Below are 20,606 nucleotides of genomic sequence, written 5' to 3' on the forward strand. Positions count from 1 at the left end.
CATGGGGCGAGAGCGTAAATTAAAAGGGTTTCCTCAGCCTTATAGTGATGAAACATTCACCTCTTGGCTGCTTCGTAGCGCAAAGAGCAAGCGCTGCGCGTTGACTGTTGATTTGGTTGAGTATTATGTTGAGAGCTCGATACGTAATGGGACTGATTATGACTTTGGCTTCGGAGTGGGCTTTAAGAGATTTTGTTTAAATGCTGGTCTAGATTATGTTTATTGCAAGCGTTTTTTCTCGGGCCAGGCTGAAGGTATGATGCTGAGTACCCTCAGTAGAAACTCTTTTTGCCGCCAATGTCTTGATGATGATGTTAAATTTCGATCGGATCCATACTGGAGGGGCTCATGGTGCCGCTTAGATATTGCGTATTGCTCGCTGCATAGAACCCTTCTTACTAGCACCCGAGAGGATTATGGCCTCTACAGACCGTGGGAGTCTTTTGCTTATTTTTCAGACTTTGATTATGGGCGTAGAAGCAGTAAAAGTATATATGAGTTTGCAAGCTTAAATTTATTGGGTCTTAGAGTTCAAGGTTGGCTCTATAAGAATAGGGTGGCAATCAATTGTACTCCAGGCCTGAATCGGTTGATTGGTTTTTTGTTAAGTAGTTTTTTGTCGCTGAGAACAGAGGAACGGTACTGCGGGCTTGCTAGGGTTGCTTTTGGTAGTGCACTTCAGGTACCAATAAATCATAAAAATTATCATTACAGTTTATGCATGTATTATGGGGCAAAGACTTCAACTTCGACCCACAGGAGAGCTGCACTTATTATGCTTGGGGTCGTACTTGGATTATACAGTGAGTGCGAATTGAAGCGATTAAAGGACGCATCTATTTTTAGTACCTTTAATTTTCCGATTACTGCGTTGAGGGCGGGGAGAGAGATCATGGAGCTTCTGAGTGATTCTGAAAAGGAATGGTATGCTTCGCAGTTACTTAGTGTGGCACCAGTAGCTGGTTTAGATATAAACTCTCGCTTGGAGGAGTTTTTTTCTTGTGTAAAAGCATTTGGGGCGCTCTCGAAGTAATATTATTGCTATGTAGTTGATATCCGGTTTTTGTGGCAAGAGTTCAATTTAGCTTAGAATCTGCTGTGTCTGTATCTGGTAGTAGCTTTGTTACTCGGCTATTCAGCAATGATCCGGCCTGAAAATACCCCATTACGGTGGGCACCGAACGGTGTTCTGTCATGGCCATCACTTCTCCTAGCGGCACACCCTGGCGTCCTGACTCAGTAACAAACCCAGACCTCAGGCTGTGAGCTGCCCAATTACCCTCAAGTCCAGCCAGTTGTGCCCGGCGCTGCACGATGCGTGCTACCTGGTCGCTGGACAGGCCTGCCGTCCCCACACGGCCCCCTCGGTATACCCGCCTAAATAGGGGGCCTGTCGACGCAGGTGCCTCCGCTAGCCACCTTGTTAAAGCCTTGGCTGCCGGGCCGCGCAACGGCTTCTCCCGGCGTACCCCCTCAGTCTCAGTTTTGGTGACGCCCAGCGCATAGAGCCAAATATCGGTGTCCAGTTGCCGTACATCGCCTATCTGTAACCCGATCACCTCTGAACGTCGCCGGCCGCCGCTCCAGGCCAACAGTAGAAGGGCGCGGTCACGAATGCCACGCACACCGTCGTCGCAGGTGGCGAGCATGGCCTGCAGCTGCTCCAGGACCACTGCGGTTTTTTTCCGCACGGAAACGCCCTGGCGGACCTGGGCCTTACGGGCTTCACGTAAAAAGGTCTTCACCATCGGCGTCTCGGTTGGGTTTTCCCACTGTTGCAGGCGACGCCACTTGGCCAGGACGGCCAGGCGGTGGCTGACCGTGCTAAACGCCAGAGCACCCAACTTACCCTTGACCCCTGCGGCGACCAACGCGACATCGAGGTTCGCCGGCAGCAGGTGGCTCCAGCCACCCGCGCCGTCGGGTCGGGCAAGGTGGTCGACAATGAATTGCACCGCCACCTCCGGCGGCAGGGCACCATCGCCGAGTGCGCGTTGGTAGCGCAGTTGCAGCCAGGCGGACCAGTAGGCGAGGGCGCTCTGGTAACTGCGCACGGTATTGGCTGCGGTGCCGGCCGCAATGAATGCCTCGGCCGCGGCGCGGGTGCTGTCGGTCAACTCCGCCAGCACCAACGACTGAGAGGAGGGAATTTTCACCGGCTCTGTCAATTTCATTTCGCTCACCGCTGCAATAGGTTCGGATAACATTAAATTATCAGACCTAAGTTGGCGGAGGGCAGAGCGTGGCGGTAGGCGTACCAGAAACTGACGTGTTCGCGGCAGCGGACTCGGTGCTGGCCCGTGGCGAACGGCCGACCGTGGAACGGGTGCGCGTGGAGCTGGGTTGTGGCAGTCCGGCGCGAGTCGGCGGGCTACTGGATATTTGGTGGGCGCGTTTGGCGGAACGCCTGAATGGAGAAACGCGACTGCCGACATTACCAGGTGAGGTGTCGCAAGCCTTCGTTGCAGTATGGCAGCAGGCTATCCTTCTGACGCAACGTGCATCCACCGCCGCCCGAGCTACGGCACTGCCCTGAACGACAGCCCTGAGCGTGTGGCCAAAGAATGGGCCTACACCGCCGAAGTGCTGCAACTGACCCCGCCACCAGCGGTCAAGGGCGCTGCACCTCAGGCTCCGGCCAGCATGGCCAAGCCACAGAGCAACCCAGCGGCCGACATGGCGCTGTAAGCCTCGGCCCCGTCCGCGTTCGTCGGATGAGGCACAGCGGCTGCCATCGTGCAGCCTTATCTTACATGGGGTGCGGCGATATCCCTGATGTCGTCGCAACCGGCCGGTCTTGCCGGTACCTCTGAAGCAGCATCTCTTTGTCTTTCTCAACGAGGCTTGAACCCTCGGATTCACTGCCTCGATGTCCAGCATCACCCTGTTCCAAGCCCCGCCGCCCGAAACCATCCAGAGCCAGATCCAGCAGATGGTCGTGGACTACATCACCGACATCAGCGCAGTGGCCATTGCCCCGAGCAACCCGCTGTACAACCTGTACCAGTACGGCGTCGGCTACGAGGTGCACCTGTACCAGCCGGTCAAGGACGACCCCCAGGCTTGCGCCGTGGCCTATATGGCCGTGCTGCAAAGTCATCGGCGCCAGGGCATTGCCCGGCAGATGCTGGAGGCGCTGCGTGCCTGCTATCCCCATGCCGAGCTGGCCTGTCACTTGGCCGAAGTGGAGTGTTTTGAAGCCCTGGGCTTTCAGGTACTGGGCGCCCGCGGTCCGCAAGTGCTGATGAATACCCGAGACCACGGCAGCGATGGCTTGCTGGCGGTATTGGATGTGGCACCGATCTACCAATCGGTGGAAGTGCGGCAGATTTACACCTACCTGCTGGTCCAGAACGGGCGCAAGGCCATGCTGGAGGCGGAGAAGACGCGCGACGGGCACCTGGACCAGATGACCCGGCAGGCCCAGGCCCTGGTGAGCGAACGCTTGGGTGAGGCTGCGCTGGTTAATGCGCCACGCGCACCTCGCTTGATATGGAGCGAAATCACTTTCAAGGAAAGGTCAGCACCACACTGGCGCTGCCGCTGAAACTGCCCGCTGTCACATTGCCTTGAGTCTGCAGAACGGACGCGAAAACAAGTGATCTGTAGCCGGTTCCTGCATAAAAGCTGAAAGAGCGGCCAGAGCCCACGCCTTCGACTGACAGCAATGAGTAAAGCCCCTCAACGCCATTGAGTTTGACGCGCCCTGCCTTGTCGGGCGCGATGGCGATGCTTACGTTAGCCGAGCGATTGCAGCTGACAAAGGCGGTGGTTGTCGCGCGGTTGTTGGCCACATTGTCCAAGGTGATATTTCCGTGGCGCAGGTCGATAGAGCCCAAGATGCTGCAACTTAGCGGTGGCTCTTGTGGTTTTGGTGGTGTGATTGTCCCCGAAGGCGCTAATAGACATTTCCAGAGTACTTGAACGGTTTTATAGTCGCACACTGCAAGTGCAACAAATCCTTCCCTCTTTGGATCTAGGTAAGGTAATGGAATGCCGCTGGATAAAAGCGGGGCGACCAACCTGCTTAGGCTAGCTTTCGGGTCTTGGTCAGGACGTAAACTAGGGCCGAGCTCGATAGGGTCTAAGGCACCCATAAATTTGTAATAAATCGGAAAAATCCAAACGCCATTTCTTGATGGCCATCTGACTTCGAATTCTTGAGTAGTCGGGCCAAGCTTATACATGTCGATTACTGCAATGTTTGACATGTCGCCGTAAACACTGTAAAGCATTTGGCTTTCGTCATATTCAAGGTGCAGTGCTCCAATTGCCGGGGGGCTAAGAAAAGTAATGAGTACAAAAAAAAGACGAATCATAAATAACCTCTATTTTAAAACTATGATGGCCGTAGAGGGAGGTTTTTAATCGTAGTCTGCCGAGATGCTGACAGTACTTGAAAATTCACTGCTTTTAAACTGTGTGTCCGGATTGGAAACCAGGGTCGCATAAATACTGTTATTGTTTTGGGTTGTTGTCCTGATGCTGGTATTTGGCTGCCATGTCGTGCCAAGTCGCTGAGAGGTTAACTTTATGCCTAGGCCCTCTATGTTGGTTTTTATGAGGTCTGACCTAAAGCCTGCTACTCCGGTGAGTTTTAATAAAACGGAGGCGGGTTGTAGGCCGCATGATACTTTTAGCTCAATAGGGATTCGGTACTGCTCTGTTGATATTTTTTTTATGTCGACTTCTTCAAATTTAATGTCTTTAGATCCGCTGAAATTAAACTTGCAGGTAGGTTTGTTGATTGTTCCGGAGATGCTCGCGCTGGTTCTGTAGGTGTCTGCTGAACCCATGCTCGGGATTGAGCAGCACAAACAGAATGCCATTAAGGCTGCCATTTTTTTTGAACAGATTTCTTTGCTCATGGATAGGTCAACTCGAAATTGGCGACAGCACTAAAACTGCCGCCTTCAATGGCTTTGTCTTTGAGCTTGAGCAGGTAAGCGTTGAAGGAGAGTCTTTCTTGCGCTGCTCCGCTAAGGGCGTAGGTCAAGGTGTCGGTGTTGATGGCGATCGGTTTGTCGGCTGCGCTTTCCAGACCGATCGCCACTCCGGAAGCGGCGCCATTGATGGCCAAGGCCCCGCCGAGAAGCGGTTCTTCCTGGCCCTTAAAGCGGATGTTGATCTTGGTGGCGGTGGCGCAGGTTGTGACGGTGATATGAAAAGGCGTTGCACGGCTCTTGCCGGTGCTCATCAACTCTTTCTTGTCGGACGCCAGCAGCTTGACTGTCTGCTCCGGGTTTTCCACGGTCAGGTCACAGGCCGGCACAACCAGTCGTCCGGAAAAGTTCAGACGTATATCGTCGGCCCATGTTGAGTGGGCGAAGAATATTAGGGTGCTGAAAAAAATTAGTTGAATTAGCGTCTTTTTCATGGGCTCAACCTTTGCGCTGCCGATCCATGGGTTCAGTTCCCTTGTTTGAACGAGCAACTGACTTGCTCACAGCGGTAGCTGAGTTTGTGGTAACCACCGTAATCATTGATGTAAGTGATGACCGGTTGCTTGATGTTATGAGTCTCCGGTTCGAGTTTTTTCGATGAAAAGGGGGCTAGCATCACGGGCTCGAAGTTGCTCTCGCTTCTCTTGTCGGAAACGTCCTGCAGATCATTGATGGTGATGAAGTAAGGCGTCGGATTTTCCACTTGGAAACCGCCAGGCAGCTTGCTGACGATAAGGCGCTCTTGCCAGACAATATTTTTGTCCGGAGCGATTTCCTGCGGTCGATAGAACAGTTTTATTTTGGTCTGCAAGGCAATCTGCATGGTGTTCGACGTTTCACTGCGCGGCGGCACTTCCCGCAGGTTGAAATAGAACAGTGACTCGCGATCTTTCGGCAGTTGCTCGGCTTCCGGGGTTTTCAGCAACTTTACCTGGCCGCCGGTAGACGGCTCCAAGCGTTGCAAAGGCGGCAAAACAATGATCGGGGCTGTCACTTTTTGCTGTTGATCGTTCTCGATCCAGGACTGAGCCAAGTAGGGTAATTCGCTGTTGTCATTGCGAATGTTCAGGCTGACTGATTTTTTTTCGCCATCGAAGATGACTCGGGTACGGTCTAGGGATATTGCGGCCTGGGGCGCCAGCCCCGGCAGGGCGAAACAACAAGCAACAGCCAGCCATTTAAGGGGGGGAATATTCATCTTGATGGGGAACCTCGATTTAATTTTCAGGTTGGCAACGCAGCGTGTAGCGCTGTTCCGACTGCAGGTTGGCGGGCAGGATGACGTTGCATTTTTGGTTGCCAGCCCATGTCACCTGGAACCGGGAGTCGGCCTTGATTCCGCTTAGGTAGGCAAAGCCGCTGTCGGCAATGATCGCCACTTCGCGTCCCGAAGCGTCTTGCAGGCTGGCGCCGAAGGGGGGGTAAGAGCCATCCGGCAGGGTCAAGGTGACCAGGGCTTTGGCCCCTTGAATCACCGTGAGTCGGCGGTAGCCGATGGCGCCCTCGGTCAGGGTTGCCTCGGTTACCGACTTGCTGGCTTCCATGTCGTCAGCCAGGCGGTTCACGTCAATGCGCACGTCGGTGCGTGAATAGCTGGTGTGGGCCGGCAGCACCGCCACGCCCATGGCGTTGGTCCGCACTTGGCCGTTTTGCAGCGGGACTCCAGCAACGCCTTCGGTGTCGAGCATGATGCGCGTGCCGCCATTGAAGGTCGGCGGGTGCAGGGCAGCCCCTTTGGCGGTTACGGTCGCGCCACCTTGCAGAGCGAGCCCCAGGCTCTGGCTGCCGTCAGACTGGTAGCTGCCATTGAAGCTGTAATCGCCGTGTGAGGTTCGCTGGCTGTAATAGCCTTGCATACCTTCGCCTGTGGCACCGCTGTTGGCTCTGAGCTGGTAGCTGTTGTCGTGGTTGTACTTCGAGTAGCTGGCGGCATGGCGCAGCTTGCCCTGGCTCAGATAAGCGTCGTATCCCAAGCGCTGGCTGGCGCCGAATGGCACGGAGATGGACAGAGACAGGCTGTTGTTGGTCTCTTGTTGACCCCTGGCTTGGTTCAGGGACAAGGTCATGGCGACGCCTTTGAACGAGCCTGCATCGAAGTAGCGACTCAGGTGCGCGCCGATATAGTCCGTGGCGCTGCCGTCCCAATAGTCCTCGTGGGTGTAGGACAGGTGCGTGCTAAAGCCCATGTCGGTAAAGCTCTTATTGGCCAGGATGGTGTAGGCCGTCTTGCTGTTGCGACCGCTGAGGTAGTGATTACGGGCACCAAGGAACTCGTCCATGGTCATGAAATTTCGCTCCGAAAAGCGGTACCCGGCGAAGGTGATCTCGCTGTCGTAGTCGTCAAAGCGCTTGGCGTAGTTCACCCGCCACGAGTGGCCCGTGAGTTGCTCTTGTTCGGGCACTCTGGCGCGGGTTTGGGTGACGTCCAGCGACACTACGCCGAATTGGTGAAGGTTGCGCCCAATGCCGCTGGCTATCGCGCTGTAGCCATCGGTCAGCAGTCCGCCGCCAAACAGCGACCAGTCACTGTTGATGCCCCAGGACAGTTCGCCAGTGGCAAAGGTTGGTCCGTTGTCCTCCCGGTCATAACCATTGGGTCGCCCGACCGTGGCGTTGTAGCGCAAGTAGCCGGGCCGGCTCAAGTAGGGGACGCTGGCGGTTTCCATCTGGTATTTCTGCGTGCTGCCGTCATCTTCGGTGATTTCGACATCCAGTTTGCCGTTCACCGCGCTGTTGATATCGCGGATGCGAAAGGGGCCCGGCGGCACTGCCGTTTCATACAGTACGCGCTCGCCTTGACGCACCGTGACCCGGGCGTTGCCCTGAGCGACACCCACTACTTCGGGGGCATAGCCGCGTAGGCTGGGTGGCAGCATCTGGTCATCGGATGCCAGGTTGACGCCCTGGAAACGGAAACTGTCGAACAGTTTGGAGTTGAGGTTGGTTTCACCCAGCAACAGCTTTGCCCCGAGCGTCGGCAACGGGCGATAGGCGTAGATGCTGCTCCAGGAAAAGTCCTGGCGCTGGTAGTTACGGCCTTGGTAGCGACTGCCCTGGAAGTCACCCCGCAGGCGCCATGGGCCTGCGTTGAAACCCATGGTTCCGTTTGTCCCGATTTGGGTGGTTTTACCCGAGCCCGAGTATTGGCTCGCTGAAGTGTTGAGGCTGTAGTCCAGCAGGAAGCCAGCAATACCTTGATCCCATTCGCTGATGGGGGCCCAGTTGGGGTCGCGATATTCCATCCAGGCTTGGGGCACGGTGATGCGCAGAACACTGGTGCTCATGTCGGGTTTCAGACGCACGCCTGGCAGGCTTTCCAGGTCCATGCACGCCTGTGTGGAGTGCCAGGTGCCAAGCTTTTGCAGGGCCTCGGGCTTAAGGCCGAAGGTTGCGACCAGCGCCATGGGCAGGCAGGCCCGAGTGGTGGCTTCGTCTTGATCCAACGCATAGAAATGCAGGCTCTGTTCCGGAAGTTTTCGATCATTGATCTGCAGGCTCATCAGGTACTGTCCCGGCATCACATAGTTCGCTGATTTGAAACGGCTCAGGTCGATGGTATTGCGATCACCGATATCCATGACGTCGAGGTTGAAGTCGACAGCCGCACAGGCCTGCGAGTAGTTAAAAAAAACAACTAACAGTACAGTCGGTAGATATTTCTTCCCTGTATTCATAGTTTTTCAAATAGTGAAATATGCGATTCACTGACTGGCCGAATGGGCTCGTGGTCAGAAGCGCTGGAAGTTTCTATTTCTATATCTGGCGATATACGAAATTGTAATGGGTGCTGTTCGTCATTGATGAGCTCAACACCCGAAAGTAGATATTGTAAGTCCGAGTCAGGCTAAAATAGAGCTTGTTGTATTGAGCACCGAGACTCTAGAGTCTCGGTGTTTATCCCAAACTTCAAATAGCAGGGAGTGTGATTACTCGTAGGCCAGCATGAAGTTAGCGGTCGCGTTGTACGTACCTGCAGTGACGGCTACGTCGGCTAGGGTTGTGCCTTTCAGATAGGCGCCGAACACTAGGGTGTTGTCGCCTTCCAGAAGTGCACGTGCCGTGGAAGCCTCGCCGAGCTTGACCTGAACGCCGGAGCCGTTGGTCAGTGCGATGCCCGCGCCTTTGGCGGAGCCGGCAATGCCCAGTAGGGTGTTATCGACCGCATCGGCGTCGCCACCAAAGGTGACTTTGACTTTTTTCAACTTACTGATATCACACTGGCGCAGTTCGATATTGAAATTCTTGACTTCAGATTGACCACCATTGGCCAGTGCTTTATTGGAAACGTCATCCATTTTCACTGTCTGGTCGACACTTTTGGCATCCAATGAGCAAGGCGCGTCGAGGATGGCCCCTTCGAAGTGTACTTTGCCGCTACCGCCCGGCGCCGCATGTGCAGCTGTACTGCCCAGTACCAATGCAGCAAAAAGTGCCAGGGGAGTTTTGTAGAATTTCATTTTGTCATCCTTAAAATATTAATCATTCAGGCTTGTGCGGCATTAAAATTTTCACCTTGAAAGTTTAGTGTCGCAGCGGTTGTTATAGTAAGGATTATAATAAGTTGGTCTAAGAGGGTCGTTCCTACAGGCGGATAGGACGTTTCCTACGGAGTGGTAGGTCGTTCCTTATGTGTTTTAAAGGCTGCTTGATGATAAGACTCGATTGTGACGGTCAGGCCATGTTCGCCGAGCGGAGCCGGCATTCCGAGGCCTCCAAAGACACCATCTGTCGATGCTGCACCGGGCCAGAGTGCAGGAAAAATCAGGCGATTCTTGGTTTTTTACAGGTAGCTCACTATGAAAGTGACTTCAGCGTTTGCAGTGCCTGCTTCCAGTTTTCCATCGGGCAGACGGTAGTAAGCTACGGACAGCGGTATGTTGAAACTTGTCCCGGTGGTGTTGAACCCGTTGTACGGGTAGGTGGTGTCTAGCGCGATAGGTTGCCCAGCCTCGTTCATCAACTTCAGGCCGATGCCTTTTGACGTTGAGCCGGGGCTCAACGCCACTTTGCCATTTTTCTGGTCTAACACTTGAGTGGTGGCCTTGAGTGAGTAGGTAACCTTCTTGATGCCACTCTGGCATTGATTGAGGCCAATATTGAATTTGATTGTCCGAGGTGCATCATCTTTGTTGTTGAATTCATCTAGACGATAGTCATCACCCATATTAACCGATACTGCCGGAGTCTGGCAGGAGGCAGTATTTAATGTTATGGGGTTTTCAAGGCGAAGTTCTAATGATGTATAATAATCATAAATTATACTTCCTAGACTTATGGCTGGTATGTTGTTTTTCTCTGACACTTCCGTAGATTTAAATATTTTTATTTTGTAATTGATTGGTTCTAATATAAGTGGTTCATTTTCGCCTGTGTCATAATTGTAATAAGTAGGTGCTTTATTTGGGGATGTTCCATGTATTGTTGTTGTGTAAATTCTGAATGATAAGCCGGTGTTTTTTCCGAAGGGAAAATCTGAGTCATTATTATTGGCGCGCCCAAATCCGCCATTGTATTTGAAGCCTTTGAGCACACTACCGCTTGCGCAGCTTAGTCTAATTGGTGCGTTTGTACTTGGAAAGGTTTTTTCATATATGACTGTGCCAATAGGTGCGTCTAAAGGTATCGATATTGCGCCGCCAGGTATATTTATGATCTGTTTTTCTTTATCTCCTTTGCAATTGATTGCGCTAGCAATGGTGCTGCTTAAAGATAAAGTAATAAAAGCAGCGTGTATTATGATTTTCTTTAACTTCATTTGATTTCGTTCCGAGAGATCAGTGGGGTTTCAATGTTAAATTGGCAGGCTTGGGGTTGAGTTACACAACGACTGTGTTTTCATCGCTCTGTAGCGGTTCGGAAACTTGGGTTGCGTCGGCCGCTATGGTCGACACACCAACTGCACCCGCTCAAAGTTCAAAGCCATATTTCGCTCTGGTAATACATAGAGCGCCTGGCATTTCTGCTCACCCCACTTGATGGTGAGAGTGCCTGAAGCCTGATCCATCAGTGCCAGCGCTTTACCGCTGGGGTCTGCAATCGCTATCTGCTTGCCCATCGCATCCTCAAGCGCGGCACCAAACGGGATGGGCTTGTGCTGGGCATCAAACAGCTCGAACTGCACCCGTCGCCCGACCTTGCTGACATAGCGCGCGAGCACCACCGCTCCGCGTCTTGGCACCACCTGTTGGGTCGCATTATCGATCTCGATTTCGCCCCCTAGATCCCGAGTATCAAGACTGATCCAGTTCACGCGATAAGGTTGGGCGTTGGGGACCACTGCAAAGCCGTTGCTACCGGTTTTGGCGCCGCTGTAGCTGCCAACCTTGATCCCGGCAACTCCGGGTATTTCGGCCAGGGCGAAAGTTTCACCCACGGTCTGCCCCAAGTTGATCCCGCCCGTATGGCCCACTACGGAGCCTGCCAGGTTGAAGCTTTGCGAGGTATAGCCGCGTCCCTGGCTGTAACCCGCACTGATATCCGCCACCGATGTCCGGGTACTCATATTGACCGATGCCGTACTACCGCCAGTGCTGCTGTTGCCACCTTGCAGTGAGTAGTAGGTGTCGCTGTTTTCCGAGAGATAACCGTTGATGCCCACTTGAGTACTGTCGCTGTTCTTCTGTGTACTCGCGGTGACAAAGGCCCTGGGTGCCCGAGGTCGTGAACCCAGGGGAAACGACAGCGACAGATTGACCTGGGTGTCATTGTTCGAAGGTCCGTAACTGCCGACATCCTTGGAGTAGGTGGCGCTGAGGTTGTAGCTCAGTTCCCCCCAATAGTTGCTGTAGCCCGTAGATACGCTCTGGGAACCGCCGCGTCCCCAATAGCGCTGGTCGCTGGCATTCAAGTAAATGCTGCCATATTGCTGGTTGCGGCCCAGGCTTTGATTAATGGTCAGGTCAGTCCGGTTTTTTGAGTTGCCGGTGCGCTTTTGGCCGTGAGTGCTGAGTTCTTCAACGTGATCGGTCAGGGTCCGGTATCCCTCTGTGGAATATCGATAAGCGGCGAGGGTGAAGTTGGTATCGGTGCCGGTGAACGTCTTGGCGTACAACGCCCGCAAGCTATTGCCCTGAACCGATTGGTCGTAGGTACGGCTGGAAGAGTGGGTCATATCCAGCGAGACCGCGCCGATAATGGTATTTCGGCCCGCACCCAGCGACAGCGCCTGGAAGTTTTCCGTGGCTTGGACCCCGACGATCCCGGACAGGTTGCTACTGATGCCATAGCCCAGAGTACTGCTGACAAACTGTGGTGACTTCTGTTCGTCGCTGTTGCTGTTGTACTGTCCCGCCGAGAGGCTGTACTTCACTTGCCCTTCGCGGACCATGATTGGCAGGCTGGAAAATGCCTGCATCGTCACACGACGCCGGCCATCAGCTTCGATAATCGTCACTTCCAAATCGCCATTCGAACCGCTTGGATAGATATCGCTGATCTCAAACGGGCCCGGCGGCACGTTGGCGGTGTAGAGGATGTAACTGTTCTGGCGTATTTCCACCGTTGCGCTTGTTTGCGCCACGCCACGGATAATTGGAGCGTAACCGCGTTCGCTGTCGGCCCGCATGCCCTCGTCGGAAGCCAGTTTCAAGCCGCGATAGCGCACGCTGTCGAATAGATCTGCATCGGAGAAAATATCCCCGGCACTGAATTGGCCCTTCAACGCGATCACGTCATGTTGCAAGTAGCTACGATTGCTTTTGAAGCTGCTTGGCCGACCGGTACTGCTGTTAAAGTTCGACTCATTACGCAGTCTCCAGGCGCCCAGGTTGATACCGTTGCGCAGCCCCAGGTTATTGGAAAGCGTGGTGGCGTAATCCGTGCTGTTGCGGTTACTGCTCAGTTGATAGTTGATAAACGCTGCCGGCACACCATCGTCCCACAACGCAGGGTCAACATAACCGCGCCTGCCACGCTCCATGGCCAGTTGCGGCACGCTGACCATAAGCCGCAAACGAGCGACGTCGTAGCGCACAGTGGCGTGTTCGATCAGCGTGGGCAGGTCATGACAGACTTGTGGATCATCGCTGGCGAGTTTTCCCGCAACTTGCAGCTTGCCGATGTCGATGCCCAATTGCTGCAACATATCCAGGGTCAGACAGGCTTCGACCTTGTCGTTCTCCGGGTTGCTGCGAAACTCGATATCGCGGCGCCCCACCAATGTTTCGTTACTGTAGAGATCAACTCGGTAGTTACCGGGCAATACGCTGTTGGCAGACAGCAGTAGTTGCAGGTCAACGGATGACGGGGCGCCTTGCAGGAATGAGGTGTTGAACTGTTCGAATGATTCCGGTTTATTTTCGTCAGCTAGACACGCAGTACTAAAAGCCATGACGATAAAAAGTTGGGGCAGACAAGTATAAGCATCTTGACGTCGCTCACTATGCTTAACGCCATGATCGACTCGTCGGCTAGTAGTTAAAAACATGCGAAGAACCTATATCACCTCCGGTACGAAATAACGGAGCGAAGAGGAATACGGTAGCCATTCAGCTACCGATCTGGCGGGCACGTTAACGCAAGTTTTGATTCAAACGAGCCTGGGTCGAAACGTTTTTGGTAAGTTGCGCGGTATAGTGGTCTTGTGCGCCGTAATCATTAATGCTACCGAACGATAAATTAGGCGTGCTGTTGTGATTTAATTGTTTGAGCAGGAATTTTTTTTGTTCGCCAGGTGCAATCATTGCAGAATCAAAAGGCACTTCTGTCAGTTGTCCTGACTGCAGCTTTATATGAGCGATTGAAACGTGAAAAAGCCCAGGGTTATTAACACTCAGGATTGTTTTTCCATCCTGTTCTTCGAGCCGCCATAACAGTTCTGTTGGTGCCAGGAAGGCGTCCGACTTTAGCCCAGCAGGACGAAAAAAAACTTTGATACGCTGTCGAACCGCGAGCTGCAGGGTATTTTGCGTTTTCGAAGCTTGGGGGATTTCCTGGACATTGAGCCAGACCACCGACTCTTTGTCGGTTGGCATGCCGGCCCCTTCATAGATGACCCGCAACAACTGCTGCTCATTGTCCGCAACCTTTACCAAAGGCGGTGTTACAGCAAATGGTGCTGAGTGAGCGTCAGTGGCATCTGTGTCTATCCATGACTGGATGAGCACGTCTTCGCCGTTGTTGCGTACGGTGATACCGGCTTCCTTGTGCTTGCCGTCAAACACCAGGCGAGTGGCGCTCAGGGAGATGCCGGCCTGTGCCTGGTTGATTGCGAGCAAGCCAAGCAGGAACAGGCAGAATGACCGAAAGAGAGGACGAGACATGTTGAATACCGCTTGTTTGGAAGACATGGCGGGGTCGTAAGACCCCGCACCGGGTAAAGGTACCCCGGGGATTATTCGTATTGCAGGGTGAACGGCAGGGTGGCATCGCCACGCCCGGCGACGACGGTTTTCAGATCACCTGTGGTGACGTACGCTGCCGAAAACTTCAGTGTTGTGTTGCTGTCTTGCAGGTTGCTTTCGATCTTGGCGGTGGTTGGCGAGTTCAGGTCGATCAAATCACCATTGGCGTCGAGCAGAGCGATACCTATGTTCTTCGCAGCGCCAAGTCCGTCGATCAACTTCAAGACTTTAGTGCCCGCAACGATGCCCGAACCTGCACCCCGGGTTGGTTCAAAAATCATCGACACTTTAGTGCCAGCGTTACAGTTGATCTTCATGTCAAAGTTTTCGGCGCTCAGTTTGCCGCTTCCGATTGGTGCTGTAGCAGTCCCCATATCCTTGATAGAGACTTCGCCCATCGGTACGGAAATGGTCTTGTTCTGACTGGCACCTTCAACGGAACAAGCGTCGTTATTAATGATGCCGGTGAAGTTGATGGTGCCGCTGCCACCTCTGGTAGCGACCGGATCAGCTGCAAAAACGCTACCAGCGGCCGCGAACATGGATAGCGTCAAGAGCGCCAGAGAAAGCTTTTTCATTTTGATTTCCATTTTGGGATGTGGGTGTTCTGCGTAATGCAAAATCACCATATACAAACGCCCATAAGGGCGTAATCGGACCGTTCCTACGAAAGCGTCGGACGAGTCATCTGTTGCCGAAATGAATCAGGTGATGCTCTGGGATGGTTTGCCAGGTTGATCGAGCCGGCTGGTAGTGGTCGTAAACCGTTACCGTTGGAAACCATGTTGCACATTCGTTCGCTGCAAAATGGCCGCCGCGAGGTATTTGTGGTTGCTAAAAACTAGCGATTACAAACTCCTTTACTGAGTGCATGGGCCTGGATTGGCAGGTTGTATCAATGTTGTGTTTTGGCTAATCTCGCGAAAACACGTAAAAACGGGCAAGAACATGCAAGACCTGCAACCGGCAGCCGAGCTGCTCTCCCTACGTCGACAAAAGATCCTTCTGCTGCTCGAGCGCGACGGCAAGGTCATGGCCGCCGAGCTGAGCCGGCACTTCGCAGCCTCAGAAGACACCATCCGCCGCGACCTCGCCGAGCAGGACGCGCCGTCGGCGGATATTGACAGTTACCGGCAGTTGGGAATCGAGGTGCTGCTGGCCTGAGCCGCCCCAGTGCGACCTGTGGGGGGCTCAACGGGTTGTCAGTTCTTGAACGCCGAGTGCTTGCGCCCCTGGTCGAAGAGGGCAAACACCATCACTAGCACGGCGGAGACGGCGAGAATGATCACCACGCCGTCGGTGGAGTGGGTGGCTGACGCGGTGACCAGGGACAGGACGCCGGCAATGGCGGTGCCGACTCGCGCCCGGTGCCAAAGCCCGAAGAGCGGGTCGCGGTGGGGAACAGGCGGCGGAGGAACGAGCCCTTGCCGACACCTATGGCGATGTAGATCATCAGACTCTCGCAGGTATTGAGCAGGGCCAGGAACGGGTAGGCGAACAGCAGCGAGAACACCCTGCCCAGAACTGGAGGCGCAGCTCAAGGCGGTGCAAGCGGACCTGGGAATCGCCGCCTTGCCGGCCTACATCGCCGAACCCTTGGGCTTGTGCCGGGTGTTGCCGCAGATGGCGCCGCACCGGGCGGATATCTGGCTGTTGCGCAACCTGGCGACCCAGGGCCAGGAACGGGTTGATCGGGTGTTGGAGTTTCTCGGCGACTTGCTGGCGCGCCACGGGTTGCACGGTGAGTGAGGGGGCGCATCCTCGGCCCGAATCAGGCAGTGCCCTGGCGCAGGAAGATCCAGATCGCCACCGCCATCAATATCAGTCCAAACAGCGCGTTCTGCGCCAGCAGCAACCGTGGCCGGCTGCGCAGCAGCCCTTGCAGGCTTGCACCCAGGCAGGCCCAGAGCAGGTGACCCAATAGATTCACTGCGATCAGTGCAACGCTGAGCAGCGGCACCACGGCGCTACCTGCATCGGTGCCCGGGCTGAAGGTGGAGAACATCACCAGCAACATCACCAGGCCCTGCACATTGCCCAGTTGCAGTATCACGCCGTCACGAAACTGCAGCGCCATGGCACCCTCGCCGGGCTTGCGCAAAGGCCGCAGCAACAGGCGCAGGCCCAGCCAGAAAATGTACAGGCTGCCGGCGACCCGCAGCCCCCACAGCAACTGCGGCTGGTTCGTCAGGCTGTGATACAGCCCCAACCCCACCAGCAGGGCCAGCAGCAGATAGGTCAGGTCGAGCCCGAGAATAAAGCGCAGGGAGCGGCGCACGCCGCTCTGGGCGCCGGAGCTGGCCACCATCAGGTTGCCGGGTCCGGCGCTCAGGGCCATGGGTAGCATGGTGGACAGCCACAGCGGCCAGTTGATGTCGGATACAGGTGGCACGGAAGGCTCCTCAAGGGCGGTGCGGATTGCACCGGCGTCAGCTTAAGACGCCACCGTGGCCGAGGTTACCGCCAGGAATGGAAAGCGGTTTTGCAACAGTATTTTCGGTGATTACGCCTTGGGTAGGTTACTTAAGGCCTGCTCCAGTTCAAAGATCGCTTGTTCGACGGCGTCACTGGTGTCCATCAGGGTCGAGTCGGGCAGGCCTTGTTGAGCGCAGACTTGCTCCAGCTTTTCGCAGCAGGCGATCAGTCGGTTGGCAGTAACCACTCTGGCCGCTCCTTTGATTCGATGGCCCAGCTCAGACAAGCCTCGCGCATCCTGTTCTTCCACAAGTTGGAGAAGGTCCTCCAGGTCTCTGCGATTGCTCACAAGCAACTCGTCGATCAGGTGTGCCATCAACGCCTCGTCGCCGCTCGTAAGCTCAGTCAGTGGTGCAAGGTCATACAGCACATTCCGATCGAAGGGGTCAGCAGATTCAGTACTGATTTTCGGTATGTAGTTCTGACTCTGCTGGACCATCCGGTAGATGGTGCTGATCCGTTCGGCCAGTACATCCAGGCCTACCGGCTTGATCAGGCATTCGTTCATGCCCGCCTGAACACTGCGCTCTATCTCTTCGGGTTGTGCATCGGCGGTCAGGCCTACGATGACGCAGGCGCAATGCTGATGTTCGCGTTCTTCCTGGCGAATGGCCTTGGCCAGTTCCGGGCCGCTCATCAAGGGCATGTGACAGTCGGTAAGCACGACGTCGAATCCGCCTTTGCGCCACTTGTCCAGAGCTACTGAGCCATTATCCGCCTCCACCACTTCATGGCCGAGGAAGTGCATCTGCTGGCGCAGGATTTCCCGGTTGATCGCGTGATCATCCACCACCAGTACCCTCAAGGGGCGGGTAACTTCCGGCAGGGTTTTAACGCCGTCAAGCTGGAGGCTCTCGACGGGTTCAAGGATGTTGAGCAGTAAATCGACCCGTACCTGAGTGCCCTGTCCCCGGGCACTGACCATGGTCAGTCGGCCGCCCATGAGTTCACACAAAGAACGGCTGATCAGCAGCCCAAGCCCAGCGCCGTCTTGCCCCTTGCGCACGCCTTGTGTGGTTTGGGCGAACGGTTTGAAGAGTTTTTGCTGATCTTCGTCGGAGATGCCGATGCCCGAGTCTTCGATTAGCAGGTGCACGTTCAGGCGACCAGGCTCCATCGTCTCACCGCGAATCTGCACCTTGACGTTGCCTTCATCGGTGAACTTGATCGCATTGCTCAGCAGATTGGAGAGCACCTGCTTGAAGCGCAGGGGGTCGATCAGTACATCGCAGTTGGTGCTGGAATCGAAATCCAGTTTCAGGTCCAGACCTTTCTGCAAGGACAGCCCCTCAAAGACCAGTGCTACGGACTCCATCAGTTCACGCAGATTGGCGCGTTTGGGCGACAGGCTCAGACGCCCTGATTCGATGCGGGCGATGTCGAGAATGTCGCCGATCAGTCCCAGCAGACTCTTGGCTGACGAATAGGCAATCTCGATTCCGGCCTGATCGAAGGTGCCGCCTTCACCCCGCTTGAGTACCAGTTCCAGGATGCCGATCACTGCGTTCATCGGTGTGCGGATTTCATGACTCATTGAGGCCAGAAAGGCGGTCTTGGTGCGGCTCGCTTCATCGGCGATGTTCTTTGCAGTCTCCAGCTCATCCACCAGTTGGCGATGCTCGGTGATGTCCAGCCAGCCACAGATAACACCTTTGACATTGCCTGATGCGTCATGGAAGGGCTGAATCCAATGGTCAATACAACGCGGCTGTTCATGCAGTTTCAGCGTGCACGACTGGGTGATGACCACGTCTTCGTCCATGGACTTCAAATAGCTTTTGTGGAAGTCAGGGAGCAGGGTGCAATTGCTGTCGAAAATCTGTTCGACGGTCTTGCCCAAGACCTGGGCCCGGGTCAGACCTACCGCTTCCAGGTAGCTGTCGTTGCAGGAAAGCATGCACCCGTCGCGGTCGCGCATGTAAACCGGGTGTGGCATGCCGTTACTCAATGCTTGCATCAGTGCCAATTGATCGACCAGGGCCCGCTCTGCTGCGACACGTTTGCCGATCTGCCTGCGCAGGTGAAAAATCCAGCCCAGGGCCATCAGCAGTACCAGCAATGATCCGGCGACAACGCTGGCGATGACGCCTCGATAGTCGCGCCAGGTCTGTCCGCTCATGGCAGCATTGGCGCGCCAACGATTGGATACGGCAATCAGTTCGTCGGGCGGAATGCTCAGCAATGCCTTGTTCAGGATCGACTGCAATTCGGTGTCGCTGCGACGCATGGCGAAGTTACCGGTGGCCTCGCCGTTGTCGATGATATTGGCTACTTTCAGCTTCTGGTCGTACAACCTGGCAATGTAATAACGCCCGATGCTTAGGGAGATGACAGCTGCGTCGGCCTTGTTGTCGTTGACAAGGCTCATTGCATCGAGGGTCGTGGAGGCGGATATCATCTGGATCTTTGGAAAATCATTTTTGATCTTGTCGAACAGCACGTGCCCTTCGGCGATGGCCAGGCGCTTGCCTTGCAAACTGGCCAGATCGGTTGTGTCGCTTTCGGATCGGACTTTTGTCACCAGCGCAAAAGAAGTCGAACCAAACGGACGGCTGAAGCGCAGAAAAGTCTCACGGTCGGCGCTTGCGGTCAGGATCGCTAAATCTGCTTCTTTGTTTTTCAGAGCCTCCATGATGCTTGGAAAACTGCCCTTGCGCTGTACCTCGAACTGCAAACCGCTGCGCAGGGAAATCATGCTCAGCAGATCGGCTGCGATGCCGTTGAAATTGCCGTCGCTATTGTAATAGGCGATGGGGGCGAGGTCATCATTGATGACCAAACGCACCACGGGGTGGCGCTGGATCCAGCGGCTTTCCTGAGGTGTCAGCACAAGTTTGCGGTCTGTCAGCGCAACATCCCCGCCGCTCCAGCGCTTGACGATGGACAACAACCTGTCCTCGCCAAGGCGGTCGATCGCCGTATTGATGATTCGCTGTAGGCGTTGGTTTTCCTGATGCATGGCGAAGCTGAAACCGCCGGTATCAATATCAAGAAAACGTTCAAACCTTATATCGTTGAAAAAATTCCGATTGATCATGCTGAATGTGGACAAATTGTCGCCTAGGTAGAGATCGGCTGGACCAAACGCCAGGGCGGCCATGCCTTCCATATGCGACTTCATCGGAACAAATTGAGTGGCAGGGAAGCGAGCCTGCAGTTCGGGCAGTTGCAGGTAGTCCGCAGGGGTGGCAACCCTCAGGCCGCTCAAGTCATCGGCAAAGATTCGTGTATCACCCTGGCGCCGGAACAGCGCTGGCCGATCTTTTACATAGGGCTTGCTCAATGCCACAAAAGGACTGTCGCGTTCAAAACTATTGGAACTGGATAACAGGTCGACTTGCCCAGACTCCAGCGCCGCTAACGCGCTAGCCCTGTCAGGCAGGGCCAGCACCTGAACTTCGACGTTCAGCAATTGGGCGATCAGGGTGGCAACGTCAGCGTTAATCCCCTCATATTCCTGGCTGTTATAGATGGTATCCAGGGGCGGGAAACTTGATGCGGATACTCCCAGCACCAGACGATGTTTTTGTCTCAACCAATGCCAGTCGTCTTCACTCAAGACAATCTCCGTGGGCTCAAGGGTCAAGCGGCTACCGAGATTGAGGTTATTGATGACGGGGTTTTGCGCATATGTGAGAGAGCTCACCAATATGAGGCAGGCAACGAGTAGGCTGCGCGCTAGACGCTTGGAGAAATGAAAGGTGTGCAATCTGGGCTACCTGTTTGGAACGGGGGAGCTGTTTGAACGCTAGTTCAGGCAGTCGGATAATGTAAAAAAATGCCGAATAGGGTGACTGACAGTGGGCGCTGCAGAACGCCAGTCCTATTGTCTAACAACTAGCACGAG

Annotated in this window: 16 protein-coding genes and 4 pseudogenes; 6 read left to right on the top strand and 14 right to left on the bottom strand. The window is 54.7% G+C overall.

Annotated features, from left to right (window positions below):
- The first annotated feature begins 1 nt into the window (after nucleotide 1).
- A complete protein-coding gene (locus tag GGI48_RS30370) occupies nucleotides 2-1,033 on the top strand; it encodes a hypothetical protein (RefSeq protein ID WP_179601676.1) in 1,032 nt (343 codons plus the stop codon).
- 43 nt (nucleotides 1,034-1,076) lie between these two features.
- Here GGI48_RS30370 and GGI48_RS30375 read toward each other — a convergent pair whose 3' ends face one another.
- A complete protein-coding gene (locus GGI48_RS30375; protein WP_179601678.1) occupies nucleotides 1,077-2,174 on the bottom strand; it encodes a site-specific integrase in 1,098 nt (365 codons plus the stop codon).
- 68 nt (nucleotides 2,175-2,242) lie between these two features.
- On the opposite strand from GGI48_RS30375, the pseudogene GGI48_RS30380 reads away from it, so the two are divergent.
- From GGI48_RS30380 to GGI48_RS30390, 3 genes and pseudogenes are all read left to right on the top strand, one after another.
- Nucleotides 2,243-2,515 (top strand): annotated as a pseudogene (locus GGI48_RS30380) (DNA-binding protein); the annotation flags it as partial.
- Nucleotides 2,515-2,688, top strand: a pseudogene (locus GGI48_RS30385) (malate:quinone oxidoreductase); the annotation flags it as partial. The pseudogenes GGI48_RS30380 and GGI48_RS30385, both read left to right, overlap by 1 nt.
- A 181-nt stretch (nucleotides 2,689-2,869) precedes the next feature.
- Nucleotides 2,870-3,547: a GNAT family N-acetyltransferase gene (locus GGI48_RS30390; RefSeq protein WP_179601680.1), complete on the top strand. Its 678-nt coding sequence runs from the start codon at nucleotides 2,870-2,872 to the stop codon at nucleotides 3,545-3,547.
- Here GGI48_RS30390 and GGI48_RS30395 read toward each other — a convergent pair.
- The 10 genes from GGI48_RS30395 to GGI48_RS30440 form a co-directional block, all read right to left on the bottom strand.
- Nucleotides 3,510-4,319: a PapG chaperone-binding domain-containing protein gene (locus tag GGI48_RS30395; RefSeq protein WP_179601682.1), complete on the bottom strand. Its 810-nt coding sequence runs from the start codon at nucleotides 4,317-4,319 to the stop codon at nucleotides 3,510-3,512. The two genes, GGI48_RS30390 and GGI48_RS30395, sit on opposite strands and share 38 nt — an antisense overlap.
- A 45-nt stretch (nucleotides 4,320-4,364) precedes the next feature.
- The gene (locus GGI48_RS30400) at nucleotides 4,365-4,868 is read right to left on the bottom strand and encodes a fimbrial protein (RefSeq protein ID WP_179601684.1); all 504 of its coding nucleotides are present in this window, start codon (nucleotides 4,866-4,868) and stop codon (nucleotides 4,365-4,367) included.
- On the bottom strand, nucleotides 4,865-5,377 hold the full coding sequence (locus tag GGI48_RS30405; protein ID WP_179601686.1) for a fimbrial protein: 513 nt from the start codon (nucleotides 5,375-5,377) through the stop codon (nucleotides 4,865-4,867). The genes GGI48_RS30400 and GGI48_RS30405 overlap by 4 nt, the downstream gene beginning before the upstream one ends.
- 32 nt (nucleotides 5,378-5,409) lie before the next feature.
- Nucleotides 5,410-6,141 (bottom strand): molecular chaperone, encoded by a 732-nt coding sequence (locus GGI48_RS30410; protein WP_179601688.1) that lies wholly within the window; start codon nucleotides 6,139-6,141, stop codon nucleotides 5,410-5,412.
- A gap of 19 nt (nucleotides 6,142-6,160) precedes the next feature.
- Complete coding sequence (locus GGI48_RS30415) at nucleotides 6,161-8,617, bottom strand: fimbria/pilus outer membrane usher protein (protein WP_179601690.1); 2,457 nt, start codon at nucleotides 8,615-8,617, stop codon at nucleotides 6,161-6,163.
- Between the two features lie 252 nt (nucleotides 8,618-8,869).
- Nucleotides 8,870-9,400 carry a fimbrial protein gene (locus tag GGI48_RS30420; RefSeq protein WP_179601692.1) on the bottom strand — a complete coding sequence of 177 codons (531 nt, stop codon included), beginning with the start codon at nucleotides 9,398-9,400 and terminating at the stop codon, nucleotides 8,870-8,872.
- 323 nt (nucleotides 9,401-9,723) lie between these two features.
- Nucleotides 9,724-10,698: a fimbrial protein gene (locus GGI48_RS30425; protein ID WP_179601694.1), complete on the bottom strand. Its 975-nt coding sequence runs from the start codon at nucleotides 10,696-10,698 to the stop codon at nucleotides 9,724-9,726.
- Between the two features lie 123 nt (nucleotides 10,699-10,821).
- Nucleotides 10,822-13,272, bottom strand: a complete 2,451-nt coding sequence (locus tag GGI48_RS30430; RefSeq protein ID WP_179602197.1) for a fimbria/pilus outer membrane usher protein — start codon at nucleotides 13,270-13,272, stop codon at nucleotides 10,822-10,824.
- Between the two features lie 181 nt (nucleotides 13,273-13,453).
- Nucleotides 13,454-14,230 (bottom strand): molecular chaperone, encoded by a 777-nt coding sequence (locus GGI48_RS30435; protein ID WP_409565334.1) that lies wholly within the window; start codon nucleotides 14,228-14,230, stop codon nucleotides 13,454-13,456.
- Between the two features lie 44 nt (nucleotides 14,231-14,274).
- The gene (locus GGI48_RS30440) at nucleotides 14,275-14,862 is read right to left on the bottom strand and encodes a fimbrial protein (protein ID WP_179601696.1); all 588 of its coding nucleotides are present in this window, start codon (nucleotides 14,860-14,862) and stop codon (nucleotides 14,275-14,277) included.
- A 370-nt stretch (nucleotides 14,863-15,232) separates the two neighbouring features.
- Here GGI48_RS30440 and GGI48_RS30445 point away from each other — a divergent pair.
- Nucleotides 15,233-15,382, top strand: a pseudogene (locus GGI48_RS30445) (DeoR family transcriptional regulator); the annotation flags it as partial.
- 104 nt (nucleotides 15,383-15,486) lie between these two features.
- Here the strand turns inward: GGI48_RS30445 and GGI48_RS30450 are convergent.
- Nucleotides 15,487-15,809: pseudogene (locus GGI48_RS30450) on the bottom strand (MFS transporter); the annotation flags it as partial.
- A 20-nt stretch (nucleotides 15,810-15,829) separates the two neighbouring features.
- Here GGI48_RS30450 and GGI48_RS30455 point away from each other — a divergent pair.
- Complete coding sequence (locus tag GGI48_RS30455) at nucleotides 15,830-16,033, top strand: hypothetical protein (protein WP_260620572.1); 204 nt, start codon at nucleotides 15,830-15,832, stop codon at nucleotides 16,031-16,033.
- A gap of 22 nt (nucleotides 16,034-16,055) precedes the next feature.
- On the opposite strand, the gene GGI48_RS30460 is transcribed toward GGI48_RS30455, so the two are convergent.
- Nucleotides 16,056-16,676 carry a LysE family translocator gene (locus GGI48_RS30460; RefSeq protein ID WP_179601698.1) on the bottom strand — a complete coding sequence of 207 codons (621 nt, stop codon included), beginning with the start codon at nucleotides 16,674-16,676 and terminating at the stop codon, nucleotides 16,056-16,058.
- Between the two features lie 111 nt (nucleotides 16,677-16,787).
- Nucleotides 16,788-20,318 carry a transporter substrate-binding domain-containing protein gene (locus GGI48_RS30465; protein WP_260620573.1) on the bottom strand — a complete coding sequence of 1,177 codons (3,531 nt, stop codon included), beginning with the start codon at nucleotides 20,316-20,318 and terminating at the stop codon, nucleotides 16,788-16,790.
- Nucleotides 20,319-20,606 lie beyond the last annotated feature (288 nt).

The sequence above is a fragment of the Pseudomonas protegens genome, assembly GCF_013407925.2.
In the GTDB taxonomy this organism is placed as follows: Bacteria; Pseudomonadota; Gammaproteobacteria; order Pseudomonadales; family Pseudomonadaceae; genus Aquipseudomonas; species Aquipseudomonas fluorescens_AP.

Excerpts from the sequence above, each read along its gene's own strand:
- GGI48_RS30375 (WP_179601678.1), bottom strand. The coding sequence starts at position 2,174 with ATGAAATTGACAGAGCCGGTGAAAATTCCCTCCTCTCAGTCGTTGGTG.
- GGI48_RS30425 (WP_179601694.1), bottom strand. The coding sequence starts at position 10,698 with ATGAAGTTAAAGAAAATCATAATACACGCTGCTTTTATTACTTTATCT.
- GGI48_RS30415 (WP_179601690.1), bottom strand. The coding sequence starts at position 8,617 with ATGAATACAGGGAAGAAATATCTACCGACTGTACTGTTAGTTGTTTTT.
- GGI48_RS30400 (WP_179601684.1), bottom strand. The coding sequence starts at position 4,868 with ATGAGCAAAGAAATCTGTTCAAAAAAAATGGCAGCCTTAATGGCATTC.
- GGI48_RS30410 (WP_179601688.1), bottom strand. The coding sequence starts at position 6,141 with ATGAATATTCCCCCCCTTAAATGGCTGGCTGTTGCTTGTTGTTTCGCC.
- GGI48_RS30370 (WP_179601676.1), top strand. The coding sequence starts at position 2 with ATGGGGCGAGAGCGTAAATTAAAAGGGTTTCCTCAGCCTTATAGTGAT.
- GGI48_RS30440 (WP_179601696.1), bottom strand. The coding sequence starts at position 14,862 with ATGAAAAAGCTTTCTCTGGCGCTCTTGACGCTATCCATGTTCGCGGCC.
- GGI48_RS30395 (WP_179601682.1), bottom strand. The coding sequence starts at position 4,319 with ATGATTCGTCTTTTTTTTGTACTCATTACTTTTCTTAGCCCCCCGGCA.
- GGI48_RS30430 (WP_179602197.1), bottom strand. The coding sequence starts at position 13,272 with ATGGCTTTTAGTACTGCGTGTCTAGCTGACGAAAATAAACCGGAATCA.
- GGI48_RS30405 (WP_179601686.1), bottom strand. The coding sequence starts at position 5,377 with ATGAAAAAGACGCTAATTCAACTAATTTTTTTCAGCACCCTAATATTC.
- GGI48_RS30420 (WP_179601692.1), bottom strand. The coding sequence starts at position 9,400 with ATGAAATTCTACAAAACTCCCCTGGCACTTTTTGCTGCATTGGTACTG.
- GGI48_RS30435 (WP_409565334.1), bottom strand. The coding sequence starts at position 14,230 with ATGTCTTCCAAACAAGCGGTATTCAACATGTCTCGTCCTCTCTTTCGG.
- GGI48_RS30390 (WP_179601680.1), top strand. The coding sequence starts at position 2,870 with ATGTCCAGCATCACCCTGTTCCAAGCCCCGCCGCCCGAAACCATCCAG.